This window comes from Rickettsia monacensis, assembly GCF_000499665.2.
GTDB classification, from domain to species: domain Bacteria; phylum Pseudomonadota; class Alphaproteobacteria; order Rickettsiales; family Rickettsiaceae; genus Rickettsia; species Rickettsia tamurae.
In genome coordinates, this window is sequence record NZ_LN794217.1 from 1,283,333 (window position 1) to 1,297,359 (window position 14,027).

Here is a 14,027-nt window from a genome sequence, read left to right on the forward strand (position 1 = left end):
TAATTAGTAAAATAACATTATTTATAATTAATAAGAAGTATATATAAATAATTTAGCAAAATTTTATTAGTTTTTGCTTTTAAATTACCTATAAAGTGTTATTTACTTTCATTCAAACTTTTTATTTGTCTTGATAATCTGCTGATTTTCCTTGAGGCGGTATTTAATTTAATTATATTTTTTTTCACACCTTGCATTATCTTAGACTGAGCAACAGATAAAGCTAAGTTAGCATTTTCTTTATTACCAAGACTGATTTCATGTACAACTTTCTTTATAAAAGTTTTTATTGCACTAGATCTTTTTTTATTGATTAGAGTTCTTTTTACTGTTTGTCTAGCAGCTTTTTTTGCTGAAGAATGATTAGCCATTACCGAGTCCCTTATATTTTAATTTTTAATTTCTTCATTAGCATCTTGCTGTATATTTCCTTTAGCATTAATATCTCTATCTACAAATTCAATATATGCTATCGGTGCTAAATCACCATAACGGAATCCGGCTTTTATTATTCTAGTATAACCGCCAGGTCTATCTTTATATCTAGTACCTAAAATATTTATAAGCTTTTCTACTGCTTTTTTATCTTTTATTTTTGATAAAACGCTTCTTCTTACCGTTAAATCAGCTTTTTTAGCTTTAGTAATTAGAGTTTCAATGTAAGGTCTTAATTCCTTAGCTTTTGGTAAAGTAGTTTTAATTTGTTCATGGGTTACAAGTGCTACAGCCATATTAGCGAGCATTGCTTGCCTATGACTACTTGTTACATTTAACTTTCTACCTTTAATTTTATGTCGCATTTTTATTAGTCCTTAATTATAAGAATCTTCATAACGTTTAGATAATTCCTGAATATTTTCCGGTGGCCAATCCGGTACATCCATACCGAATCTTAAATTAAATTTTGCCAATATTTCTTTAATCTCATTTAAAGATTTTCTACCGAAATTTGGAGTTCTCAGCATATCGGATTCCGTTCTTTTTACTAGATCCCCTATATATATTATATTATCATTTTTTAAACAATTTGCCGATCTAACCGATAATTCCAATTCATCAACTCTCTTAAGTAAATAAGGTGAAAACGGTAAAGCATCAGTTTTAACTTGCTTATCTTCTTCCTGTTCTTCAAAAGAAATAAATAATCGTAATTGCTCTTGTAAAATACGTGCAGCCAAACCTACAGCCATTTCAGGTAATAAATCACCGTTAGTTTCTACAAACATAATTAACTTATCATAGTCAGTAACCTGACCTACCCTAGTATTTTCTACCTTATAAGTAACACTCTTTACTGGGTTAAATAAAGCATCTATAGCTATTTCACCAATAGGTAAATTATCCTCATAACTATTTGTGCTAAGTACATATCCTTTACCAACCTTACAAGTTAATTCCATTTCAAGCTGCTTGTTCTTAGCTAGATTACAAATTACATGATCCGGATTCAGTATTTCTACATCATGACCTGTTTCAATCATACCGGCCGTTACAACACAAGGTCCTGTTGCTTTTAATTTCATGATACGTTTTTCCGCAACATGCATTTTTACTTCAATACCTTTAATGTTTAAAATCACTTCCGATACATCTTCTTTTACACCGGGTATAAAAGAAAATTCATGTTCTATAGCAGGAATTTTTATAGAAGTGATAGCTGCTCCTTGTAAAGAAGAAAGTAATACTCTTCTCATAGCATTACCGAGTGTTAAACCAAAACCTCTTTCTAAAGGTTCAACTACAATTTTAGCTTTATTATTGGTTTCCGGAAAATTTTCATAAGCGACTTTATTCGGCTTTATTAAAGTATTCCAATTTTTACTTAACGATAACATTTAATACCTATAATTCTCTTATACTCTTCTTCTTTTTGGCGGTCTTACTCCATTATGAGCAATTGACGATACATCTAAAATTGATGTAACCACAAAATTTTGTCCGAATAAAGCTCTCATTGCTGATTCACGCTGAGCTCCCGGTCCTCCAATCCTAATAGAAATAGTTTTTAGACCATATTCTTTTGCTTTTTCCGACGCTCTATCAATTGTTACTTGAGCTGCATAAGGTGTTGCTTTTCTTGCCCCTTTAAACCCATTACCTCCTGCCGATGCAGAAGAAATAGTATTACCTTGGATATCAGTAAATGTTACTATAGTATTATTAAATGATGCTCGGATATGCACAACACCAAGAGTGATAGTTTTTTTCTTTTTCTTAACTTTAACCGTCTGATTCATTATTTATACTCTATACTTAAACTATTATTTTACAGCTTTTTTCTTTCCGGCTATCGCAATAGCTTTACCTTTTCTAGTTCGAGCATTAGAATGCGTGTTCTGTCCTCTCACCGGCAACTTACGTATATGTCTAAGCCCTTGATAACATCTTATATCTTTCTTTTTCTTAATATTAAGCGTAACTTCTCGTTTTAAATCACCCTCAACTTTATACTCGCTTTCAATAATATTACGTAAGCTTATTAACTCTTGATCCGTAAGTTCTTTAACTTTTTTATCTTTCGATATTTTTGCTTTATTACAGATCTCTGCTGCCATAGTAGGTCCAAGACCGTAAATGTAAGTTAAACTCACAACTAAACGTTTATTATCGGGAATATTAACACTTGCAATTCTTGCCACAAATAATCTCCAAAATTTTACTGGTAACTAGAAAATAATATAAAAATCTTTATAAAGTCAATTTATTTTTAGTATTTTCTTTATATCAATTTCTATTTCTTGTTCATTTTTACTTCCATTAACTATATAAAAATTACCACTATTTTTATAATTATCTATTAACGGATATGTTTCTGTTTTATATACTTCAATTCTTTTTTTTATTACTTCTTCATTGTCGTCTTTTCTATAATCAAATGTACTTGAACCGCAAACATCACATACATTATCAGTTTTAGGCTGCAAGAAGTAACTATTATATATTTTACCGCAATTTTTACAACTATATCTTCCTAAAACTCTTTTAATTAATAATTCATCTGAAACATCAAAATATATTATTTTAATTTTTTCTTTAATAAATGATTCAAAGAATTTCGCTTGCTCTAAATTACGCGGATATCCATCTAATATATAGCCGTTTTTATATTCAGAGGATAATAAAAAATTTTTGATTACTTGATTAACTATTTCATTAGGGATAAGCTCCCCTTGCTTAACATAATTATTAATTAACTCAGCTTCACTAGTTGATGTTTTAATAATTGTTCTAAATATATCACCGATTGCTATATGTGGTAAATCAATTTTTTTAGCTATCTTTTTTCCTTGTGTTCCCTTTCCAGCTCCTGGAGGACCTAAAAAAATTACTATCACTATTTAAGCTCATTTTTAATTTTTTAATTTTACTTTCTTCATTAAACCTTCATACTTACTACTAAATAAGTAAGTTTGAATCTGAGTCATAGTATCAAGTACCACGTTCACTACAATTAAAAAACTCGTACCTCCTAAAGAAAGAGAGATTACATACTTATTCATTAATAGCTCCGGAATTACACATATTACAATTAAATATATCCCACCTATAACCGTAAGCCTTGTAAGTATATAATCAAAATAATCAGACGTATTTTTCCCTGGTCTTTTACCCGGAATATAAGCACCGTATTTTCTTAAATTATTAGCAGTTTCTTCAGAATTAAATACTATTGCAGTATAAAAAAAACTAAAAAACATAATTAATGCTACATACAATAAAATATATACGGGTTTTCCATGCCCTAAGTAATAAGTAAGCATGCCCATAGTTTCTGAATTACTATTAGAAAAATTAGCAAGCGTAGCAGGAAATAGTAAAATTGAACTAGCAAATATTGGAGGTATTACACCAGAAGTATTTAACTTGAGAGGCATATGCGTTGCTTCTCCTCCATAAATTTTATTTCCTACTTGTCTTTTAGGATACTGCACCAATAATTTTCTTTGGGCTTTTTCAAAAAATATAATTATAGCTATTAATACAACTACTCCAATACAAACAGCTATCGCTATTAAAGGCGATAATGCTCCTTTTCTTGATAATTCAAACATACTAATAATAGCACTAGGTACTCCCGAAATTATACCTATAAATATAATTAAAGACGTACCGTTACCTATTCCACGTTGTGTAATTTGTTCTCCTAACCACATTAATAGCATAGTACCTACAACCAAAGTAATTACGGTTGTAACTCTAAAGAAAAAACCCGCTAAAATTACTACAGGACCGGTATTTGTTACAATTGACTCTAAACTTAGAGCAACTCCATACGCCTGAAAAGAAGCAAGCAGAACCGTTAAATATCTCGATAGCTGATTTACTTTTCTTTTGCCGACTTCCCCTTCTTTTTTTAAATTTTCCAAAGGTTTATATGCAACTGACATTAATTGGATAATAATTGAGGCGGTAATATACGGCATAATTGCTAAAGCAAAAATGGACATTCTACCTAGCGATCCTCCAGATAGCATATTGAACATTCCGAGTATTCCGGATTGATTCTTTTCAGCCACACTACTTAAAGCAATTGAATCTATACCGGGTATAGGTATAAAAGACCCAAATCTACATACTATAAGAATGAGAATAGTAAAAACAATGCGACTAACTAAATCATTACCGGATTTTTTAGAAAAATTCTGCCCCATATACTATAATAATTTTCCACCTGCTTTCTCGATTAAATCCTTAGCTTTAGAAGAATAAGCATCTAATTTTAATGATAGAGGAGAAGCGAAATCATCACTACAAATAGATAATAATTTCAATAATTTCTTATTATTTTTATTATTAACTACTCCGACTTCTACCAATTTTTCTTTCGTAATAGTATCATCAGCACTTAAACGCCCATCGGCTAATGCTTCTTCAATATTATAAATATTTATTATATTGTATTTTTTAGTTGAAATACAATTAAACCCTCTTTTAGGTAGTCTTTTGATGATAGGTGTTTGACCACCTTCAAAACCTTTTATTGCAACGCCGGATCTAGATTTTTGACCTTTAATTCCTCTACCGCCGGTTTTTCCTTTACCGCTACCAATACCGCGTGCTATTCTTTTCTTATTTTTTTTAGCACCTATATTATTATATAATTCATTTAATTTCATTTAAAAACTCTAATTACATATTTTCTATTTTTAACAAATGCTTTACTTTTTCAACCATCCCTTTGATTGAATTAGTATTTTCAAGAATAATAGTCTTATTAATTTCGTTTAAACCAAGCCCAACTAATGTCAATCTTTGATCATACTTACGACCTATAGCACTTTTAACTTGAGTAATTTTTATATTATTGATCTTATTATTCATAACTTCACCTTACTTACGCAACATTATTCATTAACTTGAATATCAGAAGATTTTACAGATATTTCATTTACTTTTTTATCTCTTCTCATAGCAATAGATTTTGGTGATGCAAGTTTATTTAATGCATCAAATGTTGCAGAAATCATTGCGTAAACATTCGTTGAACCTATTGATTTAGCAACAATATCATGAACGCCTAAAGAATCAAAAATTGCTCTCATAGACCCTCCGGCTATAACGCCCGTACCTGCTTTAGCTCTTCTTAAAATCACTTTAGCAGCTCCACTTTTACCCACAACATCATGGTGAATAGTCCTATTTTGATATAAAGGCACTTTCATCATTCTCTTTTTAGCGGCTTGTTTTGCCTTTCCTCGAGCTTCGTTTACTTCTTTAGCTTTTCCGTGTCCCGCTCCGACTCTGCCGGCTTTATCACCGACAACTACATAAGCAGAAAAAGCAAATCTTCTACCGCCTTTTACTACTTTTGTAACTCTATTTACATCAACTAAAACTTCACTTAAAGTCTCTTCATTTTTTTTAACTTTAGACATTACTACAACCTTATAACCTAAAATTTTATTTTCTCTCTAGCTGCATCAGCTAGAGCTTTTACAACACCGTGATACTTATATCCGCCTCTATCAAATACTACTTCTTTTATCCCTGCAGAATCAGCTTTTTTTGCTATTTCTTCACCTACTTTGATAGCATTTTCAATATTACAATGAGATTTTTTTAATTTCTCATCTAAAGTTGAAGCAGAAGCAATCGTTATAGATTTAGAATCATCAATAATTTGCGCATATATATGTCTACCTGACTTAAATATCGATAATCTAACTCTATTAGATGTTTTAGATATTTTATGTCTTATTCTACTTCTTCTTTTTTCAAATTTTAGCTTAGCACTACGCATATTTAACTCTTAAATTTAATTTTTCTTACCTTCTTTACGCGGTATAAATTGATTTTCAAATTTAATCCCTTTTCCTTTATAAGGCTCAGGTGGTCTCTGTTTTATAATAATTGAAGCAAATTGTCCTAACTTTTCTTTATCTGTTCCCTCAAGAATAATAATATTTTGCTTAGGCACCTCTATTTTAATATCTGAAGGTATTTCAATTTTTGTATTATGGCTTTTAGCAAGCATTAAATTTAAATATTTACCTTTTATCATTGCCCTGTAACCGACTCCGTTAATTTCGAGTTTAAGCTTAAACCCTTCTTTAACGCCGGTAACCATATTTGATATTATGCTTCTTGCAGTACCCCACATAGTACGTGCATTTTTATTTGCGGCTAAAGGTTTTACTAAAAGCTTATTTTCTGCCAATGAAATTGCTATATTACCTTTAAAAGTTTTTGATAATTCGCCTTTAGGTCCGGATATTTTTACTTCTAAATCATTTAAACCAACTTTTACACCTTCAGGTATAGTAATCGGCAATTTTCCAACACGTGACATTTTTTTACCTTAAAATACTTTACAAATTACTTCGCCGCCGACATTTTTAATATGAGCTTCTCTATCAGACATAACACCGTAAGGAGTAGAAAGAATATATATACCCATATTATTATAATATCCTTTCAAATCTTTAATAGCAGAATATACTCTTTTTCCGGGCTTTGATACTCTATGAATTTCGCATATAGAAGCATCACCGTTAACAGAGTATTTTAAAGCTACTTCAGTATAACTAATATTATTTTTTTGAGTAGTTACATAATCTTTTATATAACCTTCTTTTTGCAAAACATCTAAAATTGAAGTTTTAATTTTAGAACTAGGAAAAGAAACATTTATTAATTTACTTTTATAAGCATTTCTAATTCTAGTTAACATATCTGCTACATTATCCGTCATTGACATATTATTTACCTATCGACTTTTACCAACTTGACTTAACTACACCAGGAACTAAGCCTCTACCTATTAATTCCCTAAGCTTATTCCTCGATATACCGAATTTTCTTGTAACACCTCTTGGTCTACCTGTAAGCTCACATCTATTTCTTATTCTAGTAGATGATGAATTTCTAGGTAATTGTGCAAGCGACATTACCAAAGAAAAACGCTCTTCTAATGAAATATTTTTATCATAAATTTTACTTTTTAACGCTAAACGTTTATTATGTAAACTTTGTGATTTTTTTTTCCTACTTTCGTTCTTTTTTATAGAACTTACTTTTGCCATTATATATATCCTAAAAAATTAATTATAAAAAGGTAAATTAAACCCTGATAACAAAAACTTACTTTCTTTATCTGTTTTAGCAGATGTAACGATTGTAATATCCATACCCCTTATTGTATCGATTTTATCGTAATTAATTTCAGGAAAAACTATCTGCTCTTTTAATCCAAAAGTAAAATTTCCTTTACCATCAAAACTTTTATAAGAAAAACCACGAAATTCTTTAACACGAGGTAACGCAACAATTACTAGCCTTTCTAAAAAATCATACATTCTATCTTTACGTAATGTAACCTTGCAGCCTATTTTCATATTTTCGCGTAACTTAAAGGTTGCAATAGATTTTCTTGCTAACGTTACAACCGGCTTCTGACCGGAAATCAAAGTAAGATCATTTACTGCATTATTAATTACTTTGGAATCGGCTATTGCTTCCCCTACTCCCATATTTATAACAATTTTCTTAATTTGCGGTATTTCGTTTTTATTTTTATAAGAAAATTCTTTTTGTAAGTATTCAATAATTTTTTGCTGATATAATTCTTTAAATCTTAACATTATTTACCTTCCTTGCCGATAATTTCCCCTGATTTCTTTGATACTCTAACCTTAGAACCGTCTTCTAAGAATTTAAAAGCTACTTTGGTAGGGTTACCAGTTTTTGGATCGATGTGTGCAATATTTGAGATATGTATAGGTAATTCTTTAGTTATTATCCCGCCTTCACTCATTTGATTAGGTTTAGTATGCTTTTTTACTAAATTTACTCCAGAAACAATTACTTTACTGTCCTCAGGAAAAACTTTTAATATTTTACCTTTTTTTCCTTTGTGCTTTCCGGTAATAACAACAACTTCATCACCTTTTTTTACTTTTAATTTAATCATTTATAACACTTCCTCTGCAAGCGACATTATTCTAACATATTTTTTCGCTCTAAGTTCTCTTGTAACAGGACCGAAAACTCTAGTACCGATAGGTTCATCTTGTTTATTCAAAAGCACTAATGCGTTTTTATCAAATTTTATTGTACTACCGTCAGGTCTTACTACTCCGGTTTTTGTACGAACAATCACGCCTTTATAAACATCACCCTTTTTAACCTTACCGCCGGGTATAGCTTCTTTAACAGATACAACTATAACATCACCCAGCTTTGCCACCATATGGTAAGAGCCACCTAAAACTTTAATACACATAACTTTTTTAGCACCGGAATTATCTGCAACTTCCAAGATGCTCTGCATTTGAATCATAAACTATTTCCAATTTTTTATACACGAAAGATAAAATAAACAATCTACCTTATAAAGTCAAAGATTAAAAAACTTTATTCCCCATTTACCACTATCCATGTTTTGGTTTTTGAGATAGGACGACTTTCAATTATACTAACTTTATCTCCTGCTTGATATTTATTTTCTGAATCATGAGCAGCATATTTTTTAGATACTTTCACGAATTTTTTATAAATAGGATGCTTAAACTTTCTTTCTACTTTTACTGTAACCGTCTTATCAGCTTTTGAACTTATAACCACGCCTTGTAACACTCTTTTCGGCATTTTAATATTCCTCACTATTAGATCTTTTTGTTAATTCAGTTTTAATACGTGCTATAGACTTTTTGACTAACGAAAACCTACCAGTATTTTTTAACTCACCTAAAGCTTGTTGAAATCTTAAATTAAACAATTCTTTCCTTAAAAGATTAAGGTTTTTATAAAGCTCTTCTATTGTTTCAGTAGATAACTTACTTCTTAATAATTTCAAATCATTCATAACGTCTCACTATCCTTGTTCTAACAGGTAATTTTGCACTTGCAAGCTCCAAAGCTCTAAGTGCAACATTTTCTTCTACCCCTTCAATTTCAAATATAATTCTTCCAGGCGAAACTCTAACTGCAAAAAATTCAGGAGAACCTTTACCTTTACCCATTCTTACTTCGGCAGGCTTTTTAGAAACGGGAACATCCGGAAAAATGCGAATCCATAATCTTCCTTGCCTTTTCATACATCTAGTAGCAGCTTTTCTTCCTGCTTCTATTTGTCTTGCAGTAACACGCCAACCGTCTATAGATTTTAGACCAAATGATCCAAAAGCAAGCGTCGTACCTGCTTTTGCTTTTGAAGCAACTCTACCCTTATGAGCTTTTCTAAATTTTTGTTTTTTCGGAGCTAACATTTTAATACTTAAAATTAATTATATCTTTTATTTTCTGTATATTCACCTTTATAAATCCACACTTTAACCCCTATAACTCCATAAGTAGTTATAGCCTCAGCTGTTGAATAATCAATATCAGCTCTTAAAGTATGTAACGGCATTCTTCCTTCTATATACCACTCGGTTCTAGCAATTTCAGCACCTCCAAGTCGTCCTGAACAATTAACTCTTATACCTTGTCCACCTTGTTTAAATGAAGCCTGAATTGCTGTTTTCATGGCTTTTCTAAAAGAAACTCTTTTTTCAATCTGTAGTGCTATAGTTTGAGCTACTATAGCAGCATCTATATTAAACTTTCTAACTTCGTGAATATTTATATAAACTTCTTTTAAAGAAGTCATTTTCTCGATAGCTTTTTTTAGCTTATCAATTTCACTACCGTTTCTACCAATAATGATATTTGGTTTTTTGGCATTAATATTAATTATAATACTTTTATTAGAAGGACGTTCGATTAAAACTCTGCTAATTTGAGCTTGATTAAAACCCTTATTTATTAAATCCCTAATTTTTAAATCTTGTATAAAAAGAGTTTTATAATGTTTTTCTGCATATAATACGGAATCCCAACCTTTAATTAAAGTCGGTCCAACTCTAAAACCATGTGCACAAACTTTCTGCCCCATTTTAATTATCCTCTTTTTCTGTAACAATTATATAAAGATTACTAAAAAACTTATTTATTCTAGTTGCTCTTCCTTTTGCTCTTGGCATAACTCTTTTCATTACTAAAGCCTTACCTACAGTCGCTTTAGTAATAACCAATCTATCTATATCTAGACCTAAATTATTTTCAGCATTTGCAACAGCAGATTGTAAACAATCTTTTACAACTTTTGCAATTCTTTTAGGAGAAAAAGTTAATTGTACCAATGCTTCAGATACTTTCATATTTCTAATAAAGGCTGCAACTAAATTTAGCTTCCTTGGACTTACTCTAATAGATTTAGCTTTTGCCGTAGCAAAATTTTTATTTTCCTGTACCATATAAATCTTTACTTTCTTTTGACTTTTTTATCTGCTCCATGACCGTGAAATGTTCTAGTAGGAGCAAATTCACCTAATTTTCTTCCAACCATTTCTTCATTTACAGAAACCGGAATAAATTTATTTCCATTATGAACATAAAAGGTAAACCCTACAAAAATAGGCAAAATCGTTGATCTTCTAGACCAAGTTTTAATCATTTCAGATTTACCTGATTCCATTAATTTTTGAACTTTCTTTATTAAATAACCGTCTACAAAAGGCCCTCTCCATATTGAACGTGCCATACTAATACCTAATTAATTTAAAATCTATTTTCTTTTCTTTATGATAAATTTTGAAGTACGTTTATTTTTACGTGTCTTCTTACCCTTTGTTGGGAATCCCCAAGGAGTAACAGGATGGCGTCCTCCTGAAGTTTTACCTTCACCACCGCCATGAGGGTGATCTACAGGATTCATTGCTACACCTCTAACATGCGGTCTCCAACCGAGCCATCTATTTCTACCTGCTTTGCCTAAATTAATATTTTTTTGATCCGGGTTAGATATACTACCTATAGTAGCTTTACAATCTAAAGGTACTAACCTAAATTCACCTGATCTTAATTTAATCTGAGCATATCCTGAATCTTTACCTACTAGATCTACTGAAGTACCTGCAGATCTTGCAATTTGGCCACCCTTACCGACTTTCATTTCAACATTATGTAAAGTAGTACCGATAGGAATAAATTTTAAAGGTAAACAATTTCCTATTTTTATATCAGCATCTTGACTTGATATTACTTTATCACCTACAGATAATTTTTGCGGTGCTAGAATATAAGAATATTCCCCGTCTTCATATTTTATTAAAGCAATAAAAGCAGTTCTATTAGGGTCATACTCTATTCTTTCGACAATAGCAGAAATATCTATTTTATTTCTTTTAAAATCAATAACACGATATAATTTTTTATGTCCTCCACCTCTGTGCCAAGAAGTAATTCTACCTTGATTATTTCGTCCACCGGTTTTAGATATACCTTTGGTCAAAGATTTTAAAGGCCTGCCTTTCCATAAACTAGTTTTATTAACTTGAACTAACTCTCTAAGAGAAGGAGTAATTGGATTAAAGTTTTTTAAAGCCATTTATTTAATTCCTCCGGCAAAATCGATATTATGGTCTTTTTCTAATGTAACAATAGCTTTCTTTCTATTGATTTGAGTCCCTATAATTCCTTTAAATCTTTTCTTCTTACCTTTAACGTTTAAAATATTCACTTTTTTTACTTTTACTTTAAATATTTCTTCCACAGCCTTTTTAAGGGTAAGTTTTTCAGCAAATTTATCTACATAAAAAGCGTATTTATTTTGTTCCGAAAGGGTTGTAGTTTTTTCTGTAATAATAGGTTTTCTAATTAAATCGTAGTATTTATAAGAACTCATATTAACCTCTCTTCTAAAACGCTCACTGCTTCTTGTGATAATAAGACATATTCATGTCGTATTATATCATAAACATTTGCTCCTATTTGCGGAACAATCACAGTATTATAAATATTTTTTGCAGCTAAAGAAAAATTAATATCTACTTCATTTCCGTCTATTACAAAGAAACTTTTTCCTTGAAACTTGTTTAATATATTTACAAGAGCAGAAGTTTTAGGCTTATCTAGCTTTAAAGAATCTATTACTAATAATTTTCCTTCAGCGAATTTCTCGGATAAAGCATGAATTAAACCAAGTTTTCGTACTTTTTTAGGTAATTTTGTTGCATGACTACGTACTCTAGGTCCGTGAGCTACACCACCACCACGCATCTGTACCGATCTAAGGGAGCCTTGTCTTGCATTACCTGTACCTTTTTGCTTAAAAGGTTTTTTTGTGGTTCCTGATACTTCTGATACTGTTTTAGTTTTGTGGTTACCGGACATTGCTTTAGCTCTCTGCCAATCAATAACCTGCTTTATTATATCATCTCTGATAAATTCAACAGCAAATATATCTTCATTTAAGCTAATCTCACCAACTTCTTCATTAGCAAGACTTAATATTTTAGTTTTCATCTTTATTTAACCTTATATAGTCTATATAAAACTTTTATATAAATAATATTGCATGGTATTTTGTTAATTTAATAATCTTTAACCTCAACAAACATGTCTAAATATCTATTATACAGTTATTGAAACCTTTTTTATTGCATCTTTTACTGAAAGATACGAATTTTTGTGACCGGGTATACTACCCTGAATCATAATAAGCTTACGCTCTTTATCAACGGCAAATATTTTCAAATTTTGAATAGTAACTTGGTTACATCCCATATGACCGGCCATTTTTTTGCCTTTAAAAACCTTTCCTGGATCTTGTCTTTGTCCTGTAGAACCGTGCGAACGATGGGATATAGAAACACCGTGAGAAGCTTCAAGACCTCTAAAATTATGTCTTTTCATACTACCGGCAAACCCTTTACCTATAGTAATTGCCGTTATATCCACAAATTGTCCTGCCGTAAAATGATCTACTTCTAGACTTGCTGCTATATCAATAAAATTCTCTTCAGAAATTCTAAATTCTTTTAATTTAGTTTTAGGAGATATTTTAGCATTAGCAAAAACTTGTTTCATAGGTTTGGTTACTCTAGATATTTTTTTATCTTTTACACCTATAACCAAAGCATTATATCCATGTTTTTCTAGAGTTTTATGCCCTACTACTTGACAATCATTAACTTTTACTAATGTTAAAGAAATTCTTTCTCCTTTATCATTAAAAACACTAGTCATCCCAATTTTTTGAGCAATTATACCGGTTCTCATTTATTCCCCACTCTCTAATTCAATCACTACATCAACACCTGCTGCTAAATCAACTTTACTTAAAGCATCAACAACCGCCGGATTCGGATCATCTATAACTAATAATCTTTTATGCTTTCTAATTTCAAATTGCTCTCTTGACTTCTTATGTACATGAGGAGACCTATTTACGGTAAATCTTTCAATTTTTCTAGGTAAAGGAATAGGACCATTAATGTTAGCAAATGTTCTTTTAACAGCACTAACTATCTCTTTTGTAGCTCGATCAAGACTACGATGATCAAATGATTTTAAACGAATTTTGATTTTATTTTTCATTCAGTAAACCTAATATTTAAACAGCAAGATGTTTTTAGACATCTTCCCAAACTTCACTTTTAGAGGTAATTTGTACGTCGATTCGGTATTCGAATCCTCACGTACTTTTATGTACACTGCGGTTCTGGTTCCGTGTCTTCTTCAAATTCCTCTCTATAAGCCGGTTC

28 protein-coding genes are annotated in these 14,027 nt (G+C 30.8%); all 28 read right to left on the minus strand.

Annotated features, from left to right (window positions below; translation table 11 throughout):
- Positions 1-98: 98 nt before the first annotated feature.
- Complete coding sequence (gene rpsT, locus RMONA_RS06735) at positions 99-371, minus strand: 30S ribosomal protein S20 (protein WP_014365557.1); 273 nt, start codon at positions 369-371, stop codon at positions 99-101.
- 18 nt (positions 372-389) lie between these two features.
- Entirely contained in the window at positions 390-800 is a 411-nt protein-coding gene (gene rplQ / locus RMONA_RS06740) for a 50S ribosomal protein L17 (RefSeq protein WP_014409457.1), read from the minus strand.
- A gap of 12 nt (positions 801-812) precedes the next feature.
- Complete coding sequence (locus RMONA_RS06745) at positions 813-1,835, minus strand: DNA-directed RNA polymerase subunit alpha (protein WP_023507986.1); 1,023 nt, start codon at positions 1,833-1,835, stop codon at positions 813-815.
- A gap of 18 nt (positions 1,836-1,853) precedes the next feature.
- Positions 1,854-2,237, minus strand: a complete 384-nt coding sequence (gene rpsK, locus RMONA_RS06750; RefSeq protein WP_008580920.1) for a 30S ribosomal protein S11 — start codon at positions 2,235-2,237, stop codon at positions 1,854-1,856.
- 24 nt (positions 2,238-2,261) lie between these two features.
- A complete protein-coding gene (gene rpsM, locus RMONA_RS06755) occupies positions 2,262-2,639 on the minus strand; it encodes a 30S ribosomal protein S13 (RefSeq protein WP_023507985.1) in 378 nt (125 codons plus the stop codon).
- A gap of 57 nt (positions 2,640-2,696) precedes the next feature.
- A complete protein-coding gene (locus RMONA_RS06760) occupies positions 2,697-3,335 on the minus strand; it encodes an adenylate kinase (RefSeq protein ID WP_023507984.1) in 639 nt (212 codons plus the stop codon).
- 15 nt (positions 3,336-3,350) lie between these two features.
- Positions 3,351-4,652, minus strand: coding sequence for a preprotein translocase subunit SecY (secY, locus tag RMONA_RS06765; RefSeq protein WP_023507983.1), 1,302 nt, complete (start codon positions 4,650-4,652; stop codon positions 3,351-3,353).
- 3 nt (positions 4,653-4,655) lie between these two features.
- The gene (rplO, locus tag RMONA_RS06770) at positions 4,656-5,117 is read right to left on the minus strand and encodes a 50S ribosomal protein L15 (RefSeq protein ID WP_023507982.1); all 462 of its coding nucleotides are present in this window, start codon (positions 5,115-5,117) and stop codon (positions 4,656-4,658) included.
- 13 nt (positions 5,118-5,130) lie between these two features.
- The gene (rpmD, locus tag RMONA_RS06775; RefSeq protein WP_023507981.1) at positions 5,131-5,322 is read right to left on the minus strand and encodes a 50S ribosomal protein L30; all 192 of its coding nucleotides are present in this window, start codon (positions 5,320-5,322) and stop codon (positions 5,131-5,133) included.
- Between the two features lie 23 nt (positions 5,323-5,345).
- Positions 5,346-5,876, minus strand: coding sequence for a 30S ribosomal protein S5 (gene rpsE / locus RMONA_RS06780; RefSeq protein WP_011270644.1), 531 nt, complete (start codon positions 5,874-5,876; stop codon positions 5,346-5,348).
- Positions 5,877-5,893: 17 nt separating this feature from the next.
- Entirely contained in the window at positions 5,894-6,241 is a 348-nt protein-coding gene (gene rplR / locus RMONA_RS06785) for a 50S ribosomal protein L18 (protein WP_023507980.1), read from the minus strand.
- A 15-nt stretch (positions 6,242-6,256) separates the two neighbouring features.
- Positions 6,257-6,790 (minus strand): 50S ribosomal protein L6, encoded by a 534-nt coding sequence (rplF, locus tag RMONA_RS06790; RefSeq protein ID WP_023507979.1) that lies wholly within the window; start codon positions 6,788-6,790, stop codon positions 6,257-6,259.
- Positions 6,791-6,799: 9 nt separating this feature from the next.
- Positions 6,800-7,198: a 30S ribosomal protein S8 gene (gene rpsH, locus RMONA_RS06795; RefSeq protein WP_011270641.1), complete on the minus strand. Its 399-nt coding sequence runs from the start codon at positions 7,196-7,198 to the stop codon at positions 6,800-6,802.
- Positions 7,199-7,217: 19 nt separating this feature from the next.
- Entirely contained in the window at positions 7,218-7,523 is a 306-nt protein-coding gene (gene rpsN / locus RMONA_RS06800) for a 30S ribosomal protein S14 (RefSeq protein WP_008580947.1), read from the minus strand.
- 18 nt (positions 7,524-7,541) lie between these two features.
- Positions 7,542-8,081: a 50S ribosomal protein L5 gene (gene rplE, locus RMONA_RS06805; protein WP_023507978.1), complete on the minus strand. Its 540-nt coding sequence runs from the start codon at positions 8,079-8,081 to the stop codon at positions 7,542-7,544.
- Positions 8,081-8,410: a 50S ribosomal protein L24 gene (gene rplX / locus RMONA_RS06810; protein WP_023507977.1), complete on the minus strand. Its 330-nt coding sequence runs from the start codon at positions 8,408-8,410 to the stop codon at positions 8,081-8,083. Before rplX ends, rplE begins: the two co-directional genes overlap by 1 nt.
- Positions 8,411-8,779: a 50S ribosomal protein L14 gene (rplN, locus tag RMONA_RS06815; protein WP_023507976.1), complete on the minus strand. Its 369-nt coding sequence runs from the start codon at positions 8,777-8,779 to the stop codon at positions 8,411-8,413.
- A 74-nt stretch (positions 8,780-8,853) separates the two neighbouring features.
- Positions 8,854-9,087: a 30S ribosomal protein S17 gene (gene rpsQ, locus RMONA_RS06820; protein ID WP_023507975.1), complete on the minus strand. Its 234-nt coding sequence runs from the start codon at positions 9,085-9,087 to the stop codon at positions 8,854-8,856.
- A 1-nt stretch (position 9,088) separates the two neighbouring features.
- Complete coding sequence (gene rpmC / locus RMONA_RS06825; protein ID WP_023507974.1) at positions 9,089-9,304, minus strand: 50S ribosomal protein L29; 216 nt, start codon at positions 9,302-9,304, stop codon at positions 9,089-9,091.
- A complete protein-coding gene (gene rplP / locus RMONA_RS06830; protein ID WP_023507973.1) occupies positions 9,297-9,707 on the minus strand; it encodes a 50S ribosomal protein L16 in 411 nt (136 codons plus the stop codon). Before rplP ends, rpmC begins: the two co-directional genes overlap by 8 nt.
- A 14-nt stretch (positions 9,708-9,721) precedes the next feature.
- Positions 9,722-10,375 (minus strand): 30S ribosomal protein S3, encoded by a 654-nt coding sequence (rpsC, locus tag RMONA_RS06835; protein WP_008580959.1) that lies wholly within the window; start codon positions 10,373-10,375, stop codon positions 9,722-9,724.
- A gap of 1 nt (position 10,376) precedes the next feature.
- On the minus strand, positions 10,377-10,736 hold the full coding sequence (gene rplV, locus RMONA_RS06840) for a 50S ribosomal protein L22 (RefSeq protein WP_023507972.1): 360 nt from the start codon (positions 10,734-10,736) through the stop codon (positions 10,377-10,379).
- An 8-nt stretch (positions 10,737-10,744) separates the two neighbouring features.
- Entirely contained in the window at positions 10,745-11,023 is a 279-nt protein-coding gene (rpsS, locus tag RMONA_RS06845; RefSeq protein WP_023507971.1) for a 30S ribosomal protein S19, read from the minus strand.
- 24 nt (positions 11,024-11,047) lie between these two features.
- Entirely contained in the window at positions 11,048-11,869 is an 822-nt protein-coding gene (gene rplB / locus RMONA_RS06850) for a 50S ribosomal protein L2 (protein ID WP_008580965.1), read from the minus strand.
- Positions 11,870-12,166, minus strand: coding sequence for a 50S ribosomal protein L23 (rplW, locus tag RMONA_RS06855; RefSeq protein WP_023507970.1), 297 nt, complete (start codon positions 12,164-12,166; stop codon positions 11,870-11,872). It abuts the gene before it with no gap.
- Positions 12,163-12,786 carry a 50S ribosomal protein L4 gene (rplD, locus tag RMONA_RS06860; protein ID WP_023507969.1) on the minus strand — a complete coding sequence of 208 codons (624 nt, stop codon included), beginning with the start codon at positions 12,784-12,786 and terminating at the stop codon, positions 12,163-12,165. Before rplD ends, rplW begins: the two co-directional genes overlap by 4 nt.
- Positions 12,787-12,894: 108 nt before the next feature.
- Entirely contained in the window at positions 12,895-13,542 is a 648-nt protein-coding gene (rplC, locus tag RMONA_RS06865) for a 50S ribosomal protein L3 (protein ID WP_023507968.1), read from the minus strand.
- On the minus strand, positions 13,543-13,860 hold the full coding sequence (gene rpsJ / locus RMONA_RS06870; RefSeq protein WP_023507967.1) for a 30S ribosomal protein S10: 318 nt from the start codon (positions 13,858-13,860) through the stop codon (positions 13,543-13,545).
- Between the last annotated feature and the right edge of the window lie 167 nt (positions 13,861-14,027).

What these genes read in the sequence shown, in the direction of transcription:
- rpsT (WP_014365557.1), bottom strand. Translation starts at nt 371, where the DNA reads ATGGCTAATCATTCTTCAGCAAAAAAAGCTGCTAGACAAACAGTAAAA.
- rplQ (WP_014409457.1), bottom strand. Translation starts at nt 800, where the DNA reads ATGCGACATAAAATTAAAGGTAGAAAGTTAAATGTAACAAGTAGTCAT.
- RMONA_RS06745 (WP_023507986.1), bottom strand. Translation starts at nt 1,835, where the DNA reads ATGTTATCGTTAAGTAAAAATTGGAATACTTTAATAAAGCCGAATAAA.
- rpsK (WP_008580920.1), bottom strand. Translation starts at nt 2,237, where the DNA reads ATGAATCAGACGGTTAAAGTTAAGAAAAAGAAAAAAACTATCACTCTT.
- secY (WP_023507983.1), bottom strand. Translation starts at nt 4,652, where the DNA reads ATGGGGCAGAATTTTTCTAAAAAATCCGGTAATGATTTAGTTAGTCGC.
- rplO (WP_023507982.1), bottom strand. Translation starts at nt 5,117, where the DNA reads ATGAAATTAAATGAATTATATAATAATATAGGTGCTAAAAAAAATAAG.
- rpmD (WP_023507981.1), bottom strand. Translation starts at nt 5,322, where the DNA reads ATGAATAATAAGATCAATAATATAAAAATTACTCAAGTTAAAAGTGCT.
- rpsE (WP_011270644.1), bottom strand. Translation starts at nt 5,876, where the DNA reads ATGTCTAAAGTTAAAAAAAATGAAGAGACTTTAAGTGAAGTTTTAGTT.
- rplR (WP_023507980.1), bottom strand. Translation starts at nt 6,241, where the DNA reads ATGCGTAGTGCTAAGCTAAAATTTGAAAAAAGAAGAAGTAGAATAAGA.
- rplF (WP_023507979.1), bottom strand. Translation starts at nt 6,790, where the DNA reads ATGTCACGTGTTGGAAAATTGCCGATTACTATACCTGAAGGTGTAAAA.
- rpsH (WP_011270641.1), bottom strand. Translation starts at nt 7,198, where the DNA reads ATGTCAATGACGGATAATGTAGCAGATATGTTAACTAGAATTAGAAAT.
- rpsN (WP_008580947.1), bottom strand. Translation starts at nt 7,523, where the DNA reads ATGGCAAAAGTAAGTTCTATAAAAAAGAACGAAAGTAGGAAAAAAAAA.
- rplE (WP_023507978.1), bottom strand. Translation starts at nt 8,081, where the DNA reads ATGTTAAGATTTAAAGAATTATATCAGCAAAAAATTATTGAATACTTA.
- rplX (WP_023507977.1), bottom strand. Translation starts at nt 8,410, where the DNA reads ATGATTAAATTAAAAGTAAAAAAAGGTGATGAAGTTGTTGTTATTACC.
- rplN (WP_023507976.1), bottom strand. Translation starts at nt 8,779, where the DNA reads ATGATTCAAATGCAGAGCATCTTGGAAGTTGCAGATAATTCCGGTGCT.
- rpsQ (WP_023507975.1), bottom strand. Translation starts at nt 9,087, where the DNA reads ATGCCGAAAAGAGTGTTACAAGGCGTGGTTATAAGTTCAAAAGCTGAT.
- rpmC (WP_023507974.1), bottom strand. Translation starts at nt 9,304, where the DNA reads ATGAATGATTTGAAATTATTAAGAAGTAAGTTATCTACTGAAACAATA.
- rplP (WP_023507973.1), bottom strand. Translation starts at nt 9,707, where the DNA reads ATGTTAGCTCCGAAAAAACAAAAATTTAGAAAAGCTCATAAGGGTAGA.
- rpsC (WP_008580959.1), bottom strand. Translation starts at nt 10,375, where the DNA reads ATGGGGCAGAAAGTTTGTGCACATGGTTTTAGAGTTGGACCGACTTTA.
- rplV (WP_023507972.1), bottom strand. Translation starts at nt 10,736, where the DNA reads ATGGTACAGGAAAATAAAAATTTTGCTACGGCAAAAGCTAAATCTATT.
- rpsS (WP_023507971.1), bottom strand. Translation starts at nt 11,023, where the DNA reads ATGGCACGTTCAATATGGAGAGGGCCTTTTGTAGACGGTTATTTAATA.
- rplB (WP_008580965.1), bottom strand. Translation starts at nt 11,869, where the DNA reads ATGGCTTTAAAAAACTTTAATCCAATTACTCCTTCTCTTAGAGAGTTA.
- rplW (WP_023507970.1), bottom strand. Translation starts at nt 12,166, where the DNA reads ATGAGTTCTTATAAATACTACGATTTAATTAGAAAACCTATTATTACA.
- rplD (WP_023507969.1), bottom strand. Translation starts at nt 12,786, where the DNA reads ATGAAAACTAAAATATTAAGTCTTGCTAATGAAGAAGTTGGTGAGATT.
- rplC (WP_023507968.1), bottom strand. Translation starts at nt 13,542, where the DNA reads ATGAGAACCGGTATAATTGCTCAAAAAATTGGGATGACTAGTGTTTTT.
- rpsJ (WP_023507967.1), bottom strand. Translation starts at nt 13,860, where the DNA reads ATGAAAAATAAAATCAAAATTCGTTTAAAATCATTTGATCATCGTAGT.